This is a genomic window from Acidovorax sp. JG5 (assembly GCF_017939685.1).
GTDB lineage: Bacteria > Pseudomonadota > Gammaproteobacteria > Burkholderiales > Burkholderiaceae_C > Acidovorax.
This window is the reverse complement of the sequence record NZ_JAGKSE010000001.1, coordinates 257106-277160: the sequence shown is the minus strand read 5'-3', so window position 1 is coordinate 277160 and position 20055 is coordinate 257106. Positions and strand designations below refer to the sequence as shown.

Here is a 20055-nt window from a genome sequence, read left to right as displayed (position 1 = left end):
ATAAAAACGGGCTCTAGCGCTTATCCAATAAGCGCTAACAGCTATCAAAACAATAGTGTTTTGTGGTAATGGTGCGTCAGATGCGCATGGGCATGACGACGTACTTGAAGTGGGCGTTGTCGGGGATGGTCATCAGCGCCGAGCTGTTGCCGTCCGACAGTTCCACCTTTACCATGTCCTGGTCCATGTTGGCCAGGGCGTCGATGAGGTAGGTGACGTTGAAGCCGATTTCGATGGAGTCGCCGCCGTAGTCGATGTCGAGCTCGTCCACGGCCTCTTCCTGCTCGGCGTTGTTGCTGGCCACGCGCAGGGTGCCGGGCTCCAGGTTCAGGCGCACGCCCTTGAACTTGTCGCTGGTCATGATGGCGGTGCGCTGCAGGCTGGCCAGCAGCGGCGCGCGGCCCAGGGTCACGCTGTTGGTGTGGTTGCGCGGAATTACGCGGTTGTAGTCGGGGAACTTGCCTTCGACCAGCTTGGTGACGAACTCCATGCCACCAAAGGTGAACTTGGCCTGGTTGTTGGCAAACTGCATTTCGATGTGGGGCTGGTTGTCGCCGCCCGCATCCGACAGCAGGCGCTGCAGCTCGATCACCGTCTTGCGCGGCAAAATCACTTCTTGTTTGGGCACTTCCACATCCAGCGTGGCGCTGGCAAAGGCCAGGCGGTGGCCGTCGGTGGCCACCAAGCTCAGTTGCTTGCCTTCGGCGACGAACAAGATGCCGTTGAGGTAATAGCGAATGTCTTGCACCGCCATGGCAAACGAGACCTGGCTGAGCAGGTCCTTCAGCGTCTTTTGCGGCACGCTGAACACGGGGCCAAACGCCGCCGATTCCTGCACCAGCGGAAAGTCTTCGGCGGGCAGCGTCTGCAGCGTGAAGCGGCTCTTGCCGCCCTTCAAGATGAGCTTGGACTGGGCCGATTCCAGGCTCACGGTCTGGTCGCCGGGCATGGTGCGCAGGATGTCGATGAGCTTGCGCGCGCCCACGGTGGTGGTGAAGTCGCCGGTGTCGCCACCCAGCTCGGCCGTGGTGCGGATCTGGATTTCGAGGTCGCTGGTCGTCAGTTGCAGGGCGTTGCCCGTCTTGCGGATCAGCACATTGGCCAGGATGGGCAGGGTATGCCGGCGCTCCACGATGCCGGAGACCGATTGCAATACCGCGAGAACCTTGTCTTGTGTTGCCTTCAAAACGATCATGTCAACCTCTTGTGGTTTTGGGGACGGTGTGTGGACAGCAGCACAGATCGTGCCTCCTCCCTGCCGCATAAACCGCCATTTTGCCTGTTAACCGGGGCGCCCCCGCTGGGGTTGCACCACCTGCATCAACCCTTGAGCGTTTGCTCCAGCACATGCAGCTGCTGGTTCAGTTCGGTGAGTTGCTGGCGCTCGCCAGAAATCTTGCGCACCGCATGCAGCACCGTGGTGTGGTCGCGGCCGCCAAACAATTCGCCGATTTCCGGAAGACTCTTTTGCGTCAGCTCCTTGGCCAGGTACATGGCAATCTGGCGCGGCCGGGCAATGCTGGCCGGGCGCTTCTTGCTGTACATGTCGGCGACCTTGATCTTGTAATAGTCGGCCACCGTTTTCTGGATGTTTTCCACAGAAATCTGCCGGTTCTGGATGGACAGCAGATCGCGCAGCGCCTCGCGGGCCAGCTGGATGGAGATTTCTTTCTGGTTGAAGCGCGAATAGGCCAGGATCTTGCGCAGCGCGCCTTCGAGCTCGCGCACGTTGGAGCGCACGTTCTTGGCCACGAAGAAGGCCACTTCCTCGGGCATTTCGGTGCTTTCGGCGCGGGCCTTGTTGATCAGGATGGCCACGCGCATTTCGAGCTCGGGCGGCTCGATGGCCACCGTCAGGCCCGAATCAAAGCGCGAAACCAGCCGCTCGTGGATGTTGGGCAGTCCCTTGGGATAGGTGTCGCTGGTCATCACGATGTGGCTCTTTTTGGCCAGCAGGGCTTCGAACGCGTTGAAGAACTCTTCCTGCGTGCGGTCCTTGTTGGCAAAAAACTGCACATCGTCGATCAGCAGCAGATCGAGCGAGTGGTAGCGCTCCTTGAACTCGTCAAAGGTGCGGCGCTGGTAGGCCTTAACCACATCCGACACGAACTGCTCGGCGTGGATGTAGAGAACTTTGGCGTCGGGCTTGTCCTGCAGCAGGCGGTTGCCCACGGCGTGCACCAGGTGGGTCTTGCCCAGGCCGACACCGCCGTAGATGAACAACGGGTTGTACAGATGCCCCGGCATGCCCGCCACATGCATGGCGGCCGAGCGCGCCATGCGGTTGGCCGTGCCTTCCACCAGGGTTTCGAAGGTCAGGGCCGGATTGAGCCGGGTGCGAAAGGCGCCCGCCGGGGCTTCATCGCTGCTGTGGGTGGACGCGTCAGAAGGGGCAGCGGCTGGGGAGGCTGCAGGCCGGATGTAAGTGCGGGCAACGGCTTCCCGCTGAGCAAGCGCTAACTCCAGCGTGACGGGCTGGCCATAGATGGCTTCCAGCAGGGCGGCGATGCGGCCCGCATACTGGGCGCGAATCCAGTCGAGCTTGAAGCGGTTGCCCACCAGCAGCGTGACCTTGGAAAAGTCTTCCGCCACCTGCGCTACCAGGGGCTTGATCCAGGTGTTGAATTGCTGCTCGGGCAGGTCTTGGGCGAGCTGCTCTACGCAGGCCTGCCAGAGGCCCTGGCCGGCATCGGCGCCGGGCTGACCCATGGGGCTGCGATGGGATTCCTCGGTCATTTCAGGGGGCATTGTTATTGTGGATAGGAGGAACGGTTGCAGGCCGCGGATTGTAGCTTGTCAAGGAGTTATCCACAATTTGAAAAGCACCTGCGGGAAGGGGGTGGCGGGTCGCCAAGGCGGGTGTGCCCGCCCCGCCCGCAAAGGCCCACAACCAGATGGGCATTGCCAGCCGGCGTCAAGCCTGCGATAATTTCGGGTTTCCCTGAATGTGTTCAGGGTGATTTGACCCGGCGCGCCGATATTGGTGCTCCGCCAAGTCTTTGGTTTGTGCGCGTTTCCCGCAAGGGCGCTGCGACCACGGGGGCGGGGTTCAAGAGCAGCAGTCCGGAACTGAACCTCAAGGAATAGCATCATGAAACGTACTTACCAGCCATCCAAGACGCGCCGCGCGCGCACCCACGGTTTCCTCGTCCGCATGAAGACCCGCGGCGGCCGCGCCGTGATCAACGCACGCCGCGCCAAGGGCCGCAAGCGCCTGGCCGTCTGAGGCCGTTACGGTCTCCGGCCTGCTCCCCGGTTTGCGCCGTCAGGTTCCAAACGGGGCGCTTGCATGCAACGGCTGAAAACCCGTCCGCAGTTTCAGGCGGCCATGGCGGGGGGCACTGTCTCCCGCACTGCGCATTTCGCGCTGCACCGTCTGGTGCTGGACGCCGAGAATACCGCCGCGGCAGCGACCCGCATTGCTCCTACAGGGCCCGATTCCTTGCCGTCTGCGCAAGGGTCGCAGGCCCTGTTTGGCGTGTCTGATGTGTGGCTGGGCGCCATGGTGCCCAAGCGCTGGGCGCGTCGCGCCGTCACCCGCAACACCATCAAGCGACAGATTTATGCCGTGGCGGCCTTGTTCGAGGCCCGGTTGCCGCAGGCTGCCCATGTGGTGCGCTTGCGTTCCACGTTTGATCGCAAGCAGTTCGTCAGCGCCACGTCCGGCCCGCTCAAGCAGGCGGTGCGGGCCGAGTTGCTGCAGTTGTTTGGCCATGCGGCGCGGCGCTCTGCCGCAGCGCAGGCACCAGCGACAGCGCCAATGCAGGTGGCCGCCCCATGATGCGTGCGCTGCTGATCGGCGTGGTCAAAGGCTATCGGCTGTTCCTCAGCCCCTGGCTGGGCTCGGCCTGCCGGTTCGAACCCACCTGTTCGGCTTATTCGCTGCAGGCGCTGGAGCAGCATGGCGCTGCGGCGGGCAGTTACCTTACAGTGCGCAGGCTGGTACGCTGCCACCCCTGGTGTGACGGGGGTCTCGATCCGGTTCCTCCGGGCCCGCAAGACTTGCCGCGCAGCATGCGGCTTTTCTCGCGGCTTTCTCCTTCCAACACCCAACCATCCTCACCAAAGAAGTCTTCATGAACGACATTCGCCGCACCATCCTGTGGGTGATTTTTGGCTTTTCCATGGTTCTGCTGTGGGACAAGTGGCAGCTGCACAACGGGAACAAAGCCACATTTTTCCCATCACCCACCCCCGCCGTGACGGCGCCTGCACAGGGCCCTGCGGGTGCCGCATCCGCCTTGGCGGGGGCTGCCAGCGTGCCGTCGCCCACGGTGGCGCCTGCCGCGCCTGTGCAAGGGGCGGCCGCGGTGCCGGGCCAGCCTGCCCCCGCAGCGCCCGCCGTGCGCGAGCGGGTCGAGGTGACCACCGATGTGTACCGCCTGACCTTTGACAGCGAAGGCGGCTCGCTCACCCATGCAGAGCTCCTCAAGCATGTGGACATGGCCGACAAGTCCCGCAATTTCGTCCTGTTTGACGAGAGCGCCCAGCGGGTGTACATGGCCCAGACGGGCCTGATCGGCGGCAATTACCCGACCCACAAGACGGTGATGAAGGCCGTGCCGGGCCCTCGCGCGCTGCAGGACGGCGAGAACGAACTGAGCGTGCGCTTTGAATCGCCCGACCTGGGTGGCCTGAAGCTGGTCAAGACCTGGACGCTCAAGCGCGGCGCCTACGACATGGCCGTGGCCCATGAAGTGGTCAACACCGGCAGCACGCCGGTGTCGCCCCAGCTGTATCTGCAACTGGTGCGCGACGGCAACCCGCCTCCCGGAGAGTCTTCCTTTTATTCCACCTTCACCGGCCCCGCGGTCTACACCGACGCCAAGAAATACCAGAAGGTCGAGTTCAAGAAGATCGAAGAAGGCAAGGCCGAGATCGAAAAGACCGCCACCAACGGCTATGCGGCCATGGTGCAGCATTACTTTGCCAGCGCCTGGCTGCTGGGCGACGGCATCCAGCGCGACTTGTTCATGCGCAAGGTCGACACCAACCTGTATTCGGTTGGCATGATCACGCCGGTGGGTGAAATCGCCCCCGGCGCCAGCAAGACGGTGCAGGCCCAACTGTTCGCCGGCCCACAGATCGAGACCAGCCTGGAAAAGCTGGCCCCCGGCCTCGAACTCGTCAAGGACTACGGCTGGCTCACCATCCTGGCCAAGCCGCTGTACTGGTTGCTCGACCAACTGCACAAGATCCTGGGCAACTGGGGCTGGTCCATCGTGGGCCTGGTGCTGCTGCTCAAGATCCTGTTCTATTGGCTCAACGCCAAGGCCTACGCCAGCATGGCCAAGATGAAGGCCATCAACCCCAAGATCATGGAGATGCGCGAGCGCCTGAAAGACAAGCCGCAGCAGATGCAGCAGGAGATGATGCGCATCTACCGCGAGGAAAAGGTCAACCCCATGGGTGGCTGCTTTCCCATCATGATCCAGATCCCCGTGTTCATTGCGCTGTACTGGGTGCTGCTGTCCAGCGTCGAGATGCGCAACGCGCCCTGGATTGGCTGGATTACCGACCTGTCCACGCCCGACCCGTACTTCATCCTGCCCCTGCTGATGACGGCCAGCTCGCTGCTGCAGACGGCGCTGAACCCCGCACCGCCCGATCCGATGCAGGCCAAGATGATGTGGTTCATGCCGCTGATCTTCAGCGTGATGTTCTTCTTCTTCCCGGCCGGCCTGGTGCTGTACTGGCTGACCAACAACATCCTGTCGATTGCGCAGCAGTGGCTTATCAACACCCGCATGGGCGTGCCGCCGCAGTTCAATCTGCCGAAGTTCCGCTGACCCCCACACTGGCGCACCACTGCGGTGCGACTGAAACCCAACGGCCGCGCATGCGGCCGTTGTCGTTTTGGGTACGATGCTTGCTTGTCACCTCATTCACGATTCACGACCACGAGGAAAAGCTGATGAACCATCGACCGAACTTCAAGCTGGGTGCCCTGTGTCTGGCTGCGCTGCTGGCTACCGGGGCGGCGGGGGCTGCCACCATGCGCTGGGCAGGCGCCAATGACATCCTGACTGTGGATCCGCACGCGCAAAACCACCAGACCACGCACGCCTTCCTGCAGCAGGTGTACGAAAGCCTGGTGCGCTACGACAAGGCCTACAAGATCGAGCCGGCATTGGCCACCAAGTGGACGCAGATCTCGCCCACGCAGATCCGGTTCGAGCTGCGCAAGGGCGTCAAATTCCATGACGGAGCGCCCTTCTCGGCGGACGACGTGGTCTTCTCGCTGACGCGCGCGATGACACCGCCGTCCAACATGCAGTCGGCCGTGCAGAGCGTCAAGGAAGTGAAGAAGGTGGACGATCACACCGTGGATCTGATCCTCAAGGGCCCCAACCCCATCTTGCTGCGCGAGCTGACGGAAGCGCGCATCATGAACAAGGCCTGGGCCGAGAAGAACAATGCCCTGAAATCGCAGGACTACGCTGCCAAGGAAGAAAACTTCGCTGCGCGCAACGCCAACGGCACCGGTCCTTTCATCATGGTCGGCTGGCAGCCGGACGTGAAGGTCACGCTCAAGAAGAACCCCAACTGGTGGGACAAGCCCACGGGCAACATCGACGAGGTGGTTTTCACGCCCATCAAGTCGGCCGCCACGCGCTCGGCCGCGCTGATCTCGGGCCAGGTGGACTTTGTGTCTGATCCGCCGCCGCAAGACCTGGCGCGCATGAAGGGCAGCCCCGACATCAAGCTCGTCGAAGGCGCCGAGAACCGCACCATTTACCTGGGCCTGGACCAGTTCCGCGACGAGCTCCCCGGTGCGGGCACACCAGGCAAGAACCCGCTCAAGGACAAGCGCGTGCGCCAGGCGCTCTACCAGGCCATCGACTCGGCCGGCCTGCACAGCCGCACCATGCGCAACCTCTCGGTGCCCGCCGGCACCATGGTGGCACCCATGGTCCACGGCTGGAGCAAGGCACTGGACGAGCGCGCCGCCAAGTACGACGTCGAAGCCGCCAAAAAGCTGCTGGCCGATGCCGGCTATCCCAACGGCTTCTCGCTCAAGCTCGACTGCCCGAACGACCGCTATGTGAACGACGAGGCCATCTGCCAGGCAGTGACCGCCATGTGGACACGGATTGGCGTCAAGACCACGCTGCAGGCTGCGCCCATGTCGCAGTTCGTCACGCGCGTCATGAACAACGACGTCAGCGCCTACCTGTTCGGCTGGGGCGTGGCCACGTTCGATGCGCTTTACTCGCTCGACTCCCTCATGGCCACCAAAGACGGCAAGACGTCTGCGGGCGTCTACAACGCCGGGCGTTTCAGCAATGCCGAGCTGGACACCAAGATCAGCCAGATCAAGGTCGAGATGGACACCGCCAAGCGCGACGCGCTGCTGGCCAACGCGCTCAAGCTGGTCAAGGACGAGTACCTGTACCTGCCGGTGCACCACCAGATCCGTCCTTGGGCCATGCGCAGCAACGTGGAAACGCAGCACCGCGCGGACGACCGCCCGATGCCCGTCTGGACCACGATCAAGTGAGCTGTTGAAGACATGGCCCGGGTTGCCCGCTGCGTTGTGGATTTTGAGCAAAAAGTGCCTCAAGCCCAATGAGATAAAGCGCAAGGTGCTATTGTTTTTAAAGCGATAAAGCCCTGGCACAAGGCCCGCACGCGCGGGCCTTGTGCATTGCGCGGCTATCATGCCGCTCCCCTTCTCCCCCGCACAACGCCTGCCACCCACCCATGCTGCCCCGCCACTCCGACCCCATCGCCGCCATCGCCACTGCCCCGGGGCGCGGCGCGGTCGGCATCGTGCGCGTCTCGGGCAGGCAGCTCGCCGGCCTGGTCCAGGCGCTGTGCGGCCGCACGCTGCGGCCGCGCGAAGCCACCTATCTTCCCTTTCGCGATGCGGCGGGCCAGGCCATCGACCAGGGGCTGGCGCTGTATTTTCCCGGCCCGCACAGCTACACCGGTGAAGACGTGCTGGAACTGCAGGCCCACGGCGGCCCCGTAGTGCTGCAACTGCTGCTGGCGCGCTGCCTGGAGGCGGGCGCAGCCGCCGATCTGGCCACGGGCCAGCCCTGCCTGCCCGGCTTGCGGCTGGCACAGCCGGGCGAGTTCACCGAACGCGCGTTCCTGAACGACAAGATTGACCTGGCCCAGGCCGAGGCCATTGCCGACCTGATCGACGCCAGCACCGAGGCGGCCGCGCGCAGCGCCAGCCGCTCGCTGACCGGGGCGTTCTCGCAAGAGATCCATGCGCTGCGCGATGCGCTGATCCATCTGCGCATGCTGGTGGAGGCCACGCTGGATTTTCCTGAGGAAGAAATCGACTTCCTGCGCAAGGCAGACGCGCGCGGACAGCTACAAAAACTAGAGCAAACGTTGGCCCAGGTGATGCAGCGTGCCCGGCAGGGCGCGCTGCTGCGCGAAGGCATCAAGGTGGTCATTGCCGGCCAGCCCAATGCCGGCAAAAGCTCGCTGCTCAATGCCCTGGCGGGTGCTGAGTTGGCCATCGTGACCCCCATTGCCGGCACCACGCGCGACAAGGTGCAGCAGACCATCCAGATCGAAGGCGTGCCCCTGCATGTGATCGACACCGCCGGCCTGCGCGACAGCGACGACGAGGTCGAACGCATCGGCATCGCCCGTGCCTGGGACGAAATCGCGGGCGCCGATGCGGTGCTGTTCCTGCACGATCTGGTCCGCTGGGATGCTATCGAATACAGAGCTGCAGACGCAGTCATAGAAAGCGCTCTGGCCGAAAAACTGCCTAAATCAACCCCTGTCATTGATGTCTGGAACAAGGTCGATTGCGTGCCCGGCGCAGCAGCGCGGCCCCCGGCCGCAGGGCGCGCTGCCGTGCACCTGTCGGCGCGCACGGGCGAGGGGCTCGATGCCTTGCGCCGCATCTTGCTGCAGGTGGCCGGCTGGCAGTCGGCGCCCGAAGGCGTGTACATCGCCCGCGCCCGGCATGTGCAGGCGTTGCGTGCGGTGCAGGCGCATCTGCACGAGGCCGCGGCGCAGCTGGATGCGCAAGGCCCCGCGCTGGACCTGCTGGCCGAGGAACTGCGGCTGGCCCAGAACGCGCTGAGCGCCATCACGGGGGAATTCTCGTCCGACGACTTGCTGGGCGTCATCTTTTCCAGCTTTTGCATCGGCAAATAACGGCATCGGTTGGCTTTTGTTGTAAACAGTCGTAAAGAATGCTTGTGCCTGCTCTGTTGCACAGGTAGTTTCGGAGGGCCATGAACGCCATCACGCCCCTCCAATCCAAAGTGGATCTCACTGACCTGCTCAACGCCATTGCCCAGGCGGGCGCGGAAGACAGCATGACCAATCCCTTCACCCCGGCGCAGTGGGACATCTTCTGTGCCTATCTGCAGCCCTACACCCTGCCAGCAGGGCATGTGCTGTTTGCCCAGGGTGCTTCGGACCGCACCCTTTACCTGGTCGAAAGCGGCAGCCTGAGCGTGCATTACCAGGACGAGAAAGAGCGCTTGCGGCTGGCGATCGTGGGGCCGGGCTCGGTGGTGGGTGAAGGCGCCTTCTTCTCGCTGCGCCCCCGCAGCGCCACGGTGCAGGCCAGTGCCCCGACCAAGCTCTGGAGCCTGACCGCGCTGCGCTTCACCGAGCTGTCCAATCGCCAGCCGGCCATCGCACTGGGGCTGGCCATGGCCGCTGGCGCCGTGCTAGCCAAACGGCTGAGCAATCGCCGCCGCCGCGTTGCAGCCACCTGACCAAAGGCGCCTGATTTGAGCGGGGACGGATAGCGCTGCCAGCACAAGCTACGACCTGCAAAAGTTCACGGGGGCAGTAAATGCGACGGCGTGAGCGTGGGCAGCGGCACTGTGCAATTGGTGTGCGTGGAATACGCTACGCGGCGCAAGCAGTTCAAGAAGGCCCGTCTGAACTGGCGCGTCAGCAATCCAAAATCGGGCAAGTAATCGCTGGGTTGGATTCCGTTCAAAGGCGGGCACGCCAGGTACAAGGCCGGGCAAATTCACTTTGCGGGCCAGAGTTCAGCCTCTGGGCAGAGGCGGCGAGGATGTCAAACCGGGTATTTTCAGCACGCTTGCGGGGGCGCTTGCTGGGAGGCGCCGGGTAAACTTGATCGGGTTATTTACCGGTGCTATCGCCAGAAAGCAAACGATGTCCCTGTTCAGTTGGTTTAGCCGCAAACCTTCACCGCCGAAAGCCCGTGCAGCCCTGGACCCTTCGGGGTTGTTCAATGCCGATGCCACCGTTCCGCTGGCCGTGGGACGCAAGCCCACCCTGGAACCCCAGCCTGCGGAACACGCGGTAAATCGCAAGAATGAACGCATGGAGCGGCGCGAACTGCTCTACACCGTGGTGCGCGATGCCATGGTGCGCGCTGGAGTGCTGTCGGCCAGTTACAAGTTCAAGGTGCTGTCGCTGGACCAGCGGGGCCGGCAGTTTCTCGTCATGATGGACCTGGCCCGCGAGTTTGGTGGAGAAACCGTGCGGCTCAGCGAGATCGAGGCGCTGATCGCCCAGACGGCCAAGGCCCGTTACGACATTCTGGTGACGGCGGTTTACTGGCGCATCAATGATCATGTGGCCGTGGGCATTCCCCAAAAGGGCATTGCGCCCCTTGGCGCGTCGCTGCCCACGGCCTCTGCTGCGCCCGCGGTGCCGGTGCGGGCGCCGCAGGCCCCGGCCGCACGCCCGGTCGCGCCGGTGAGCGCGGCGGCCCCTGCAGCGCCCATGCTGCCAGCCACCCCGGTGCCGGCCCGCCCTGCTGCCGCTGCGGCGCGCCCTGTGCAGCGTTTTGATCCGATCGAGGCCGATGAAGTGGCTGCATTCAAGCGTGCGCTGTCGGATGCAGCGGGTGCCCGGCCCACCCCTGCCGCGGCCGTCAAGCCGGGGGTGTCTGTGCGATCGGGCCCGCTGTTGCCGCCGTCGCGGCCGACCGGATTTGAAGACACGGTGATACCCGGTGCCGACGGGACCTTTCCCGATCTCAGCACCACCCAGTACGGCGATCTGAATTGAGGCAAGGCGTCTGGCAGGGCCAGACACACAGGCCTTGGCCGCCTGGAGCGCCCGGTATGGCTTCAGTGCCCGGCGAAGTCCACCAGGGTGTACAGCGCAAGGCCGCCTTCGCGCAGCCGTTGTGACCCACCAAGCTCCGGCAAATCGACGATGGCGGCGCCTTCGGTGACCGTGGCGCCGAGTTTTTCCAGCAGTTTCTTGCCGGCCATCATGGTGCCGCCGGTGGCAATCAGGTCGTCGATCAGCAGCACGCGGTCTCCTGCCTTGACGGCGTCGGTGTGCAATTCGACCGTGGCGCTGCCGTATTCGAGCTCATACGTTTCCTCGACCGTCGTGAATGGCAGCTTGCCCTTCTTGCGGATGGGCACGAACCCCACGTTCAGTTCGTAGGCCACCACGGCCCCCAGGATGAAACCGCGCGCGTCGAGCCCGGCCACCACATCGGGGCGCAGGGCGCGGTCCATGTAGCGGTGAACGAAGGCATCTATCAGGACGCGAAAGACTTTGGGGTCCTGCAGCAGGGGCGTGATGTCACGAAACTGCACTCCGGGCGCGGGCCAGTCAGGAACCGTGCGGATGTGCTGGCGAAGGTACTCGTTGACGCTAAGGGGCTGCATGGAGGGGTGGATTGGGAAATGAACAAAGAGCAACGCGGGCAAGCCCGTTTCACTCGACGCCCGAAGTGTAAGGACTGCGTCGCACGCATGACACAGCGGCTGTGCAGCCTGGGCTGCCCCCATAATCGGTAACTGTTGTTTCTCCTTGTTCCGCCATCGGCTTTTTGGGGCCGATTTGGTTTCGCACTCCGGATCGGCCCATGCCCATCTCTGTCCTTTTGATCGATGGCGACTCTGACCATGCGCAGTCCGTCGTCCATGCGCTGGTCGATCCCTGGCTGGACTGGACAGTCGACATGGCGCCCACCCTTGCGCAAGCCCGCCGGATACTGGCCCGCCAGCAAATCGACGTGGTGCTGACGGTGCGCAGCATGGCCGATGGCACGGCCTTTGATGTGCTGAAAATGCTCGACGATGTGCCGGCGCTGATCATGGTGCTCCCGGGCGAGGAGGCTCAGGCGGCCCAGGCCATGCGGCACGGGTTCAGTGATTTTCTGGTGCAGACCCCGCAACGCGATCACTTGCTGGCGCTTCCCGCGCAGATTGAGGCGGTGTTGGAACGCAGCACGGTCGCACGGGCCCGCCAGACCGCCGAGGCCATGCTGGCAAGGCAGCACCGCCTGCTGCAGGCGATCTCCAAAGTTCAGGCCATTTTCATTGCCCAAACTTCTCCCCGCGCGGCGTTTGATGCGGTGCTGCAGGAGTTGATGGCGCTCACCGGCAGTGCGTTCGGGCTGGTGGGGCAGGTACAGCGCGCGCCCCAGGGCCTGCCGTTCTTGCGGGTGCATGCCATGACCGACATCAGCTGGGACGCAGCTTCGCGGGTCCGCTATGCCCAGCACGCCCAGGAGGGGATGGTTTTTGACAATCCGCACTCGCTCTTGGGCGCGGCGCTGTTGACGGGCGAGGCCGTCATCAGCAACAACCCCGCCGCAGACCCGCGCAGTGCCGGGCGGCCGCAGGGGCACCCGGCGCTCACAACCTATCTGGGCCTGCCGATCCATGCCGCAGGGGAGCTGGTCGCCATGGTCGGGCTGGCCAATCGCCCGGGGGGCTATTCGCAGGCCGATGTGCAGTTTTTGCAGCCGCTGCGCAACACCGTGGGCCAGCTGGAACTGGCCCGCCGGGCCGAGCTGGCGCGCAGCGAAGTCGAGTCCCGGCTGGCACGCACCAGTGCCCTGCTCTCCGAAAAGACCCGCGCGCTGGAAGGCACGCTGGCCAGCGTGTCCCAGGGCATCGCGAACGTGGATGCCAACGGGCGCATACGCCTGTACAACCGGCGTTATCTGGAACTGCTGGATTTGCCCGAAGAACTGCTCGCAACGCAGCCGCTCGTGGAAGACGTGGTGCGTTTCCAGACCGAGCGGGGAGATTTCGGGCAGGATCTCGACCTGATCGAATCGCCCGCACGGGCCTACCTGGCATCGGACCACGCCGGGGGCTCAGCAATGCCCGAAACCTATATCCGCAAGACACGCGCAGGGCGGTACCTGGAAGTGCGCACGCGACTGCTGGAGGCGGGCGGCTGGGTGCGTAGTTTTGCGGATGTGACCGATTACCTGGGCACATTGCAGGCATTGCGGGAGAGCGAGGCGCGCTGGCGCAGCGTTACCGATCTTTCCTCGGACTGGTACTGGGAGCAGGATGCCGACTTCCGGTTTGTCCGGTTCGACGGCAGCGTCGAGCGCGGTATCCCGGACGAAACGCAGTACGGACTGACCCGCTGGGAACTGCCCGACGCCGTGGTGGCGCCCGGGCAGTGGAGCAAGCACCGCCAACAGCTGCAGGCCCATGAGGTCTTTCATGACTTCGAGATGCAGCGCACCACCACTGACGGCACACCCGTCTGGGTGTCCATCAGTGGCGAACCCATTTTTGATGCCGAAGGCCGGTGTACCGGCTACCGCGGCGTTGCGCGCAACATCACTGAACGCAAGAAGGCGGAGGCCGAGATCCAGCGGCTGGTGTTTTACGACGAGCTCACGGCGCTGCCCAATCGCCGGCTTTTGCTTGACCGGCTGGAGCACGCCACCCTGGGCTGTGTGCGCGAAGCGTGCCATGGCGCCTTGCTGTTTCTGGACCTGGACAACTTCAAGGCCATCAATGACACCCTGGGCCACGAGATGGGCGACCGCCTGCTGGTGCAGGTGGCCGCGCGCTTGCGATCGTGCGTGCGTGCCATGGACACCGTGGCACGGCTGGGCGGTGATGAATTTGTGGTGATTCTCCAGCAGCTGCACAGCGCGGAGCCCGAGGCCGCCGTCGAGGCGGAGGCCATTGCCCAGAAGATCATCGCGTCGCTCAACGGGCCCTTTCAGGTGGACAACCGCGAGATACACAGCACCCCGAGCATCGGCATTGCGCTGTTTCGCGACGCAGGGCAGCCGGTGCATGAATTGCTGCAGCGCGCTGACCTGGCCATGTACCAGGCCAAGGCCCAGGGGCGCAACACCTTGTGTTTCTTTGACCCGGCCATGCAGGCGGCCGCCAGTGCACGTTCGGCACTGGAAGGGGATATCCGGCAGGGCCTGCAGCGCGACGAGTTCCTGCTGCACTACCAGCCGGTGGTCAATGAGACAGGCGATGTGCTAGGCGCAGAGGCCCTGGTGCGCTGGATGCATCCGCAGCGCGGCATGGTGCCGCCCGGCGATTTCATCCCCTTGGCCGAACAGACCGGGCTGATCTTGCCCCTGGGGCGACAGGTCATGCGCCTGGCATGTGCGCAACTGGCGCTGTGGGCGGCCATGCCGCACAGCGTCGGCTGGAGCGTGGCGGTGAACGTCAGTGCGCAGGAGTTCCGGCATCCCCACTTTGTGCAGCAGGTGCTGGATGCCCTGCGCGAGTCCGGCGCCAGCCCGCGCCGGCTGAAGCTGGAGCTGACCGAAAGCCTGATGCTGCATGACGTGGAAGACAGCATCCTGAAAATGCAGGCCCTGCGCACCCTGGGGGTGGGGTTTTCGCTCGACGATTTTGGTACGGGCTATTCCTCGCTGGGCTACCTCAAGCGCCTGCCGCTCGACCAGCTCAAGATCGACCAGAGTTTTGTGCGCGATGTGCTCACCGACCCCAACGATGCGGCCATCGCCTGCACCATCATTACGCTGGCAAGCAGCCTGGGGTTGGATGTGGTGGCCGAAGGGGTGGAAACCGAGGGCCAGCGCGCTTTTTTGCTGCGCAACGGCTGCCGGCAGTTCCAGGGCTACCTGTTCGGGCGGCCCGGACCTGTCGATTTGCTATGTAAAATATAGCTATTAGCGCTTTATGGATAAGCGCTAGAGCCGTATTCCATTCATTTTTTCCAGTCCCTTTGGGTACAGGCACTGCGTGAAGCGAGTACCGCCGCGCAAGGGCCGCCCCGCCGCTCAGGGGCTGCCTCCTGCCTTTACCCCCGCAGCAGCTTGTCTTCCGCCAGCGCCAGCGCAGCAGGGTGCCCCGACAGCACCAGCGTATCGCCCGCCGCCAGCAGCGCTTCGGCCACCGCGGCACCCGGATGGCCGTCGCCGCGCCGCAAATTGACCACCCGCACGCCCATCGCCGGCAAGGCCAGCCCGCCCAGCGACTGACCGACGACTTTGGCGCCGGGTGGCAGCGTGACGGTGGACAGGCGCTCCTGGTCGCGCTCGTTCACGGTGTCGTCATCGGCGCCATGGAAGTAGCCGCGCAGCAGGTTGTAGCGCGCATCGCGCTGGTCCTGCACCAGCCGCAGCACCCGGCGCATGGGCACCCCCACCAGTGCCAGTGCGTGGCTGGCCAGCATGAGCGAGCCCTCGATGGCCTCGGGCACCACCTCGGTGGCGCCGGCCTCCTGCAGCTTGTCCAGGTGCAGGTCGTCCTGCGTGCGCACCACCACGGGCACCTGCGGCGCATGGGCGCGCGTGTTGGCCAGCACCTTGAGTGCCGACGGCACGTCCAGATAGGTCACCGCAACCGCGCTGGCGCGCACCAGCCCCGCCGCCATCAGCGCCTGCAGGCGCGTGGCATCGCCATAGACCACGGAATGGCCCGCGGCGGCGGCCTGGCGCACGCGGTCGGGGTCCAGGTCCAGCGCCATGTAGGGAATGCCTTCGCGCTCCAGCATCCGGGCCAGGTTCTGGCCGCAGCGGCCAAAGCCGCAAATGATCACATGCTTGCTGGTGTTGATGGACTTGCGCGCGATGGTGGTCATCTGCAGCGACTGCTGCAGCCAGTCGCTGGCCACCAGCCTCATCACGATGCGGTTGCTGTACAGGATGAGAAACGGCGTGGCCAGCATCGACAGCACCATGGCCGCCAAAATCGGGTTCATGAGCGCCGGCTGCACCAGCCCGTTTTCCAGCGTGAGCGACAGCAGCACAAAGCCGAACTCGCCCGCCTGCGCCAGATACAGGCCGGTGCGCAGCGCCACCCCGGCCGTGGCGCCCATGCCGCGCGCCAGCACCAGGATGAGCACCAGCTTGAGCAGCAGTGGCACCGTGACCAGCACCAGCACCAGCGCCCAGCGGTCCACCAGAATATGCCAGTCCAGCATCATGCCGATGGTGATGAAGAACAGGCCCAGCAGCACGTCGTGGAACGGGCGGATATCGGTGCCCACCTGGTGCCGAAATTCCGTCTCCGAGACCAGCACCCCCGCAATGAAGGCGCCCAGGGCCAGGCTCAGGCCGGCCAGGTCGGTCAGCCAGGCCAGGCCCAGCGTGATCAGCAGCAGGTTCAGCATGAACAGCTCGTCGCTCTTGCGCCGCGCCACCTGCGTGAGCCACCAGCGCATCAGGCGCTGGCCGCCCGTCAGCAGCAGGCCCACCAGCAGCGCGGCCTTGAGCAGCGCCAGCCCCAGCGCCGTGAGCAGGCGGTCGGGCGACGAGCCCAGGGCCGGAATCAGCACCAGCAGGGGCACCACCGCCAGGTCCTGGAACAGCAGGATGCCCATCACGCGCCGGCCATGCTCGCTTTCAAGTTCGGAGCGCTCGGCCATCAGCTTGACGACGATGGCCGTGCTGCTCATGGCCAGCACCCCCGACAGCGCCAGGGCCGACTGCCAGCCCAGCGCCCACACGCCGCCCACCAGGTGCGCCAGCGCCAGCAGCAGCCCGGTGACCACCAGCATGCTCAGCACCACCTGCAGCAGCCCCAGGCCAAACACCTGGCGGCGCATGGCGCGCAGCTTGGGCAGGCTGAATTCGAGCCCGATGGCGAACATCAGGAACACCACCCCGAATTCACCGAGGTGCCGCACCCCTTCCGAGTTCTGCGCCAGCGCCAGCGCATGGGGTCCGATCAGCACGCCCGCGGCCAGGTAGCCCAGCATCGGCGGCAGTTTGAGGCTGCGACACACCACCACCCCCAACACCGCGGCCAGGAGATAAAGCAAGGTCAGCGCGAGTGAGGACATAGACCAATGCTATCCGAGGCCCCGCACCCCGGTCGATAGAATCCGCGCATGACTCCCGCCGCCTTTTCCCCTCTTGATCCGGATCAGGTCCTGCGCCTGGCGCGGGAAACGTTTGACATCGAGGCCGCCGCCCTCACCGGGTTGGCCGCACGCCTGGACGCCCGGTTTGTGCAAGCCGTGCAGCGCGTGCTGCAGACCACCGGGCGCGTGGTGGTCATGGGCATGGGCAAGAGCGGCCACATCGGGCGCAAGATTGCAGCCACCCTGGCGTCCACCGGCACCCCCGCCTTTTTTGTCCACCCCGCCGAGGCCAGTCACGGCGATCTGGGCATGGTGACCGCCGACGACCTGGTGCTGGCCATCTCCAACAGCGGCGAAAGTGGCGAGCTCACGGCGCTGCTGCCGGTGCTCAAGCGCCTGGGCGTGCCCCTGATCGCCATGACGGGCGGCCCGCACTCCACGCTGGCCCGCCACGCCGACCTCACGCTCGACTGCAGCGTGCAGCGCGAAGCCTGCCCGCTGAACCTGGCGCCCACGGCCAGCACCACCGCGCAACTGGCCATGGGCGATGCCCTGGCCGTGGCGTTGCTCGATGCGCGCGGGTTTCGGCCCGAAGACTTTGCCCGTTCGCACCCCGGCGGCGCCCTGGGCCGCAAACTGCTGACGCATGTGAGCGATGTCATGCGCTCGGGCGACGCGGTTCCGCGCGTTTTGCCCGACGCCACCTTCAGCGAGCTGATGCGCGAGATGAGCGCCAAGGGGCTGGGCTCCGCCGCTGTGGTGGACGGCGCGGGGCAGGTGCTGGGCATCTTCACCGACGGCGATCTGCGCCGCCGTATCGAAGCGGGCGCCGACCTGCGCAAGACCACGGCCGCCCAGGTCATGCACGCCCCGCCCCGCCGCATTGCGCCCGACGCCCTGGCGGTCAATGCCGCCGAAATGATGGAAACCCACGGCATCACCAGCGTGCTGGTGGTGGGAGCGACCGGGACGCTGGAAGGCGTGGTCCACATCCGCGACCTGATGCGCGCCAAGGTGATCTGATGAGCGCCAGTTCCTCTACTTTTCCTGCAGCCGACGGCGGGCCCGTGCTGAACTTCGATCCGGCGCTGCTGTTGCAGGCCCAGGGCGTGCGTGTGGCGTTTTTTGATGTGGACGGGGTGCTGACCGATGGCGGCCTGTACATCAGCGAAGCCGGCGAAACGCTCAAGCGCTTCAACACCCTGGACGGGCATGGCCTCAAATTGCTGCAGCAGGCGGGCATCACCCCGGCCGTGATCACCGGCCGCGACTCGGCCCCGTTGCGCTTGCGCCTGCAGGCCCTCGGTGTCGAGCATGCAGTTTTTGGCACCGAAGACAAGCGCCCGGCGGCCGAGCAGATCCTGGCGAAGCTGGGGCTCTCCTGGACGCAGGCTGCCGCCATGGGCGACGACTGGCCGGATCTGCCCGTCATGCGCCGCTGCGCCCTGGCCTGTGCACCCGCCAATGCCCATGTGGAAGTGCGCCATGCCGCGCACCACACCACGCTGGCGCGTGGCGGCGAAGGCGCGGCGCGCGAATTTTGCGACCTGCTGCTGGTGGCCAGTGGCCGCTATGCAGCCCTGCTGGCGGGCTACACGCTATGACCCCGCTGCTGCGCCAGGGCTGGGAGCGGTTTACGCTCTACCTTCCGATCATCCTCATGGGGCTGCTGGCCTTGGGCACCTGGTGGCTGGTGCGCAACGCCCCCGCGCCCATCGCCGCCGCGGCCGCGCCCAGCAACGGCCACCAGCCCGACTATTTCATGAAGGCCTTTTCGGTCAAGAGTTTTGACGCCACCGGGCGGATGCAAAGCGAGGTCAAGGGCGACATGGGGCGGCATTTTCCCGACACGGACACCCTGGAAATCGACAATGTGCGCATGCGCTCGGTGACGCCGCAGGGCGTCGTGACCCTGGCCACGGCCCATCGCGCACTGAGCAATGCCGATGGCTCTGAGGTGCAGCTTTTTGGCAACGCGGTGGTCACGCGCGAGACGCAGCCGCGCCTGGAATTTCGGGGTGAATTCCTACACGCGTTCACCCAGGCCGAGCGTGTGCGCTCCGACCAGCCTGTCGTCCTCATCCGGGGCAACGACCAGTTCACGGCCGATGCCATGGAATATGACAACCTCGATCAGGTGCTGCAACTGCGCGGGCGTGTGCGGGGCGTGCTGATGCCTGCGGCGTCGCGATAAGTCGCCCAACAGCGTGCAGACCGACCCCATGACGGCCCCGCTCGTCTTCATCACGGGCGCCTCCAGCGGCATTGGCCAGGCGCTGGCCCTGCGTTTTCATCAGGGTGGTTATCGGCTGGCGCTGGTGGCACGGCGCACATTTGACATCAAATCATGGGCTAGCGCCCAAGGGATAAGCGCCAGTAGCTATGAAATTTATAGTGCTGATGTGTCGGTGCCTGAAAGCATCATGGCCGCGGGCCGGGACTGCATAGCGCGCCAGGGTCTGCCCGATGTGGTCATTGCCAACGCCGGCATCAGCGTGGGCATGGACACCGCCATCCGTGCCGATATCGACGTTATGGTGCGCACCTTTGCCACCAACAACATCGGCATGGCGGCCACCTTCCAACCGTTTGTGAGCGGTATGGTGCAACGCCGCGGCGGCACCCTGGTGGGTATCGGCAGTGTGGCGGGCATCCGCGGCTTGCCTGGGCATGGGGCTTATTGCGCCAGCAAGGCGGCGGTCATCAGCTATTGCGAAAGCCTGCGCGGCGAGATGCGTCCGCACGGGGTGCGCGTGGTTACGATTTCGCCAGGCTATGTCGACACGCCGCTCACGCGCCACAACCGCTACGGCATGCCGTTCCTGATGCAGGCCGATTGTTTTGCTGACCGCGCCTTCCAGGCCATTGTCGCAGGGGTGAGTTACCGCGTCATTCCCTGGCAGATGGGTGTTGTCGCCAAACTGCTGCGCTTGCTTCCCAACGCGCTGTTGGACGCACTGCTGGCAGGCCGGCCCCGCAAGCACCGCCAGGATGAGGTGGAATAACTGCGGTGGACGACCAAGCCGGTGTGAGGCTTGCTGGCGCCCATCTTGGCAAATTGGCGTCGGGGCG

General features: G+C 64.9%; 17 protein-coding genes. 13 read left to right on the top strand and 4 right to left on the bottom strand.

The features are described from left to right. Positions 1 to 76: 76 nt before the first annotated feature. Positions 77 to 1195, bottom strand: a complete 1119-nt coding sequence (gene dnaN, locus J8G26_RS01240; protein WP_087742880.1) for a DNA polymerase III subunit beta — start codon at positions 1193 to 1195, stop codon at positions 77 to 79. A gap of 125 nt (positions 1196 to 1320) precedes the next feature. Further along, complete coding sequence (gene dnaA, locus J8G26_RS01235; RefSeq protein WP_087742879.1) at positions 1321 to 2736, bottom strand: chromosomal replication initiator protein DnaA; 1416 nt, start codon at positions 2734 to 2736, stop codon at positions 1321 to 1323. A 355-nt stretch (positions 2737 to 3091) separates the two neighbouring features. Between dnaA and rpmH the strand changes: the two genes are divergently transcribed. The 8 genes from rpmH to J8G26_RS01195 all read left to right on the top strand — a co-directional run bounded on the left by rpmH (position 3092) and on the right by J8G26_RS01195 (position 10977). Further along, positions 3092 to 3226: a 50S ribosomal protein L34 gene (gene rpmH / locus J8G26_RS01230; RefSeq protein WP_005798102.1), complete on the top strand. Its 135-nt coding sequence runs from the start codon at positions 3092 to 3094 to the stop codon at positions 3224 to 3226. Positions 3227 to 3289: 63 nt separating this feature from the next. Next, on the top strand, positions 3290 to 3781 hold the full coding sequence (locus tag J8G26_RS01225; protein ID WP_087748085.1) for a ribonuclease P protein component: 492 nt from the start codon (positions 3290 to 3292) through the stop codon (positions 3779 to 3781). Beyond that, positions 3778 to 4080: a membrane protein insertion efficiency factor YidD gene (gene yidD / locus J8G26_RS01220; protein WP_087748084.1), complete on the top strand. Its 303-nt coding sequence runs from the start codon at positions 3778 to 3780 to the stop codon at positions 4078 to 4080. The genes J8G26_RS01225 and yidD overlap by 4 nt, the downstream gene beginning before the upstream one ends. After that, positions 4077 to 5789 (top strand): membrane protein insertase YidC, encoded by a 1713-nt coding sequence (gene yidC / locus J8G26_RS01215; protein WP_210567626.1) that lies wholly within the window; start codon positions 4077 to 4079, stop codon positions 5787 to 5789. The genes yidD and yidC overlap by 4 nt, the downstream gene beginning before the upstream one ends. A gap of 125 nt (positions 5790 to 5914) precedes the next feature. After that, positions 5915 to 7501 carry an ABC transporter substrate-binding protein gene (locus J8G26_RS01210; RefSeq protein ID WP_210567625.1) on the top strand — a complete coding sequence of 529 codons (1587 nt, stop codon included), beginning with the start codon at positions 5915 to 5917 and terminating at the stop codon, positions 7499 to 7501. Positions 7502 to 7704: 203 nt separating this feature from the next. Further along, positions 7705 to 9129, top strand: a complete 1425-nt coding sequence (gene mnmE, locus J8G26_RS01205; RefSeq protein WP_210567624.1) for a tRNA uridine-5-carboxymethylaminomethyl(34) synthesis GTPase MnmE — start codon at positions 7705 to 7707, stop codon at positions 9127 to 9129. Positions 9130 to 9209: 80 nt separating this feature from the next. After that, a complete protein-coding gene (locus J8G26_RS01200) occupies positions 9210 to 9701 on the top strand; it encodes a cyclic nucleotide-binding domain-containing protein (protein WP_087748081.1) in 492 nt (163 codons plus the stop codon). Between the two features lie 412 nt (positions 9702 to 10113). Beyond that, positions 10114 to 10977 (top strand): hypothetical protein, encoded by an 864-nt coding sequence (locus J8G26_RS01195; RefSeq protein ID WP_087748080.1) that lies wholly within the window; start codon positions 10114 to 10116, stop codon positions 10975 to 10977. A gap of 62 nt (positions 10978 to 11039) precedes the next feature. Here the strand turns inward: J8G26_RS01195 and J8G26_RS01190 are convergent, their stop codons facing one another. Beyond that, positions 11040 to 11594 carry an adenine phosphoribosyltransferase gene (locus tag J8G26_RS01190; RefSeq protein ID WP_086913825.1) on the bottom strand — a complete coding sequence of 185 codons (555 nt, stop codon included), beginning with the start codon at positions 11592 to 11594 and terminating at the stop codon, positions 11040 to 11042. Between the two features lie 200 nt (positions 11595 to 11794). On the opposite strand from J8G26_RS01190, the gene J8G26_RS19525 reads away from it, so the two are divergent. Further along, the gene (locus J8G26_RS19525; protein ID WP_210567623.1) at positions 11795 to 14842 is read left to right on the top strand and encodes an EAL domain-containing protein; all 3048 of its coding nucleotides are present in this window, start codon (positions 11795 to 11797) and stop codon (positions 14840 to 14842) included. Positions 14843 to 14976: 134 nt separating this feature from the next. Here J8G26_RS19525 and J8G26_RS01180 read toward each other — a convergent pair whose 3' ends face one another. Beyond that, entirely contained in the window at positions 14977 to 16962 is a 1986-nt protein-coding gene (locus tag J8G26_RS01180) for a monovalent cation:proton antiporter-2 (CPA2) family protein (protein WP_210567622.1), read from the bottom strand. A gap of 48 nt (positions 16963 to 17010) precedes the next feature. On the opposite strand from J8G26_RS01180, the gene J8G26_RS01175 reads away from it, so the two are divergent. From J8G26_RS01175 to J8G26_RS01160, 4 genes are read left to right on the top strand one after another with little or no spacing between them, the layout of a single operon-like run. Beyond that, positions 17011 to 18006, top strand: a complete 996-nt coding sequence (locus tag J8G26_RS01175) for a KpsF/GutQ family sugar-phosphate isomerase (protein ID WP_210567621.1) — start codon at positions 17011 to 17013, stop codon at positions 18004 to 18006. Beyond that, a complete protein-coding gene (locus J8G26_RS01170; protein ID WP_210567620.1) occupies positions 18006 to 18587 on the top strand; it encodes an HAD hydrolase family protein in 582 nt (193 codons plus the stop codon). Before J8G26_RS01175 ends, J8G26_RS01170 begins: the two co-directional genes overlap by 1 nt. Continuing rightward, the gene (lptC, locus tag J8G26_RS01165; protein WP_210567619.1) at positions 18584 to 19177 is read left to right on the top strand and encodes an LPS export ABC transporter periplasmic protein LptC; all 594 of its coding nucleotides are present in this window, start codon (positions 18584 to 18586) and stop codon (positions 19175 to 19177) included. The genes J8G26_RS01170 and lptC overlap by 4 nt, the downstream gene beginning before the upstream one ends. A 28-nt stretch (positions 19178 to 19205) precedes the next feature. Further along, complete coding sequence (locus J8G26_RS01160; RefSeq protein ID WP_210567618.1) at positions 19206 to 19988, top strand: SDR family oxidoreductase; 783 nt, start codon at positions 19206 to 19208, stop codon at positions 19986 to 19988. The last annotated feature ends 67 nt before the right edge of the window (positions 19989 to 20055 follow it).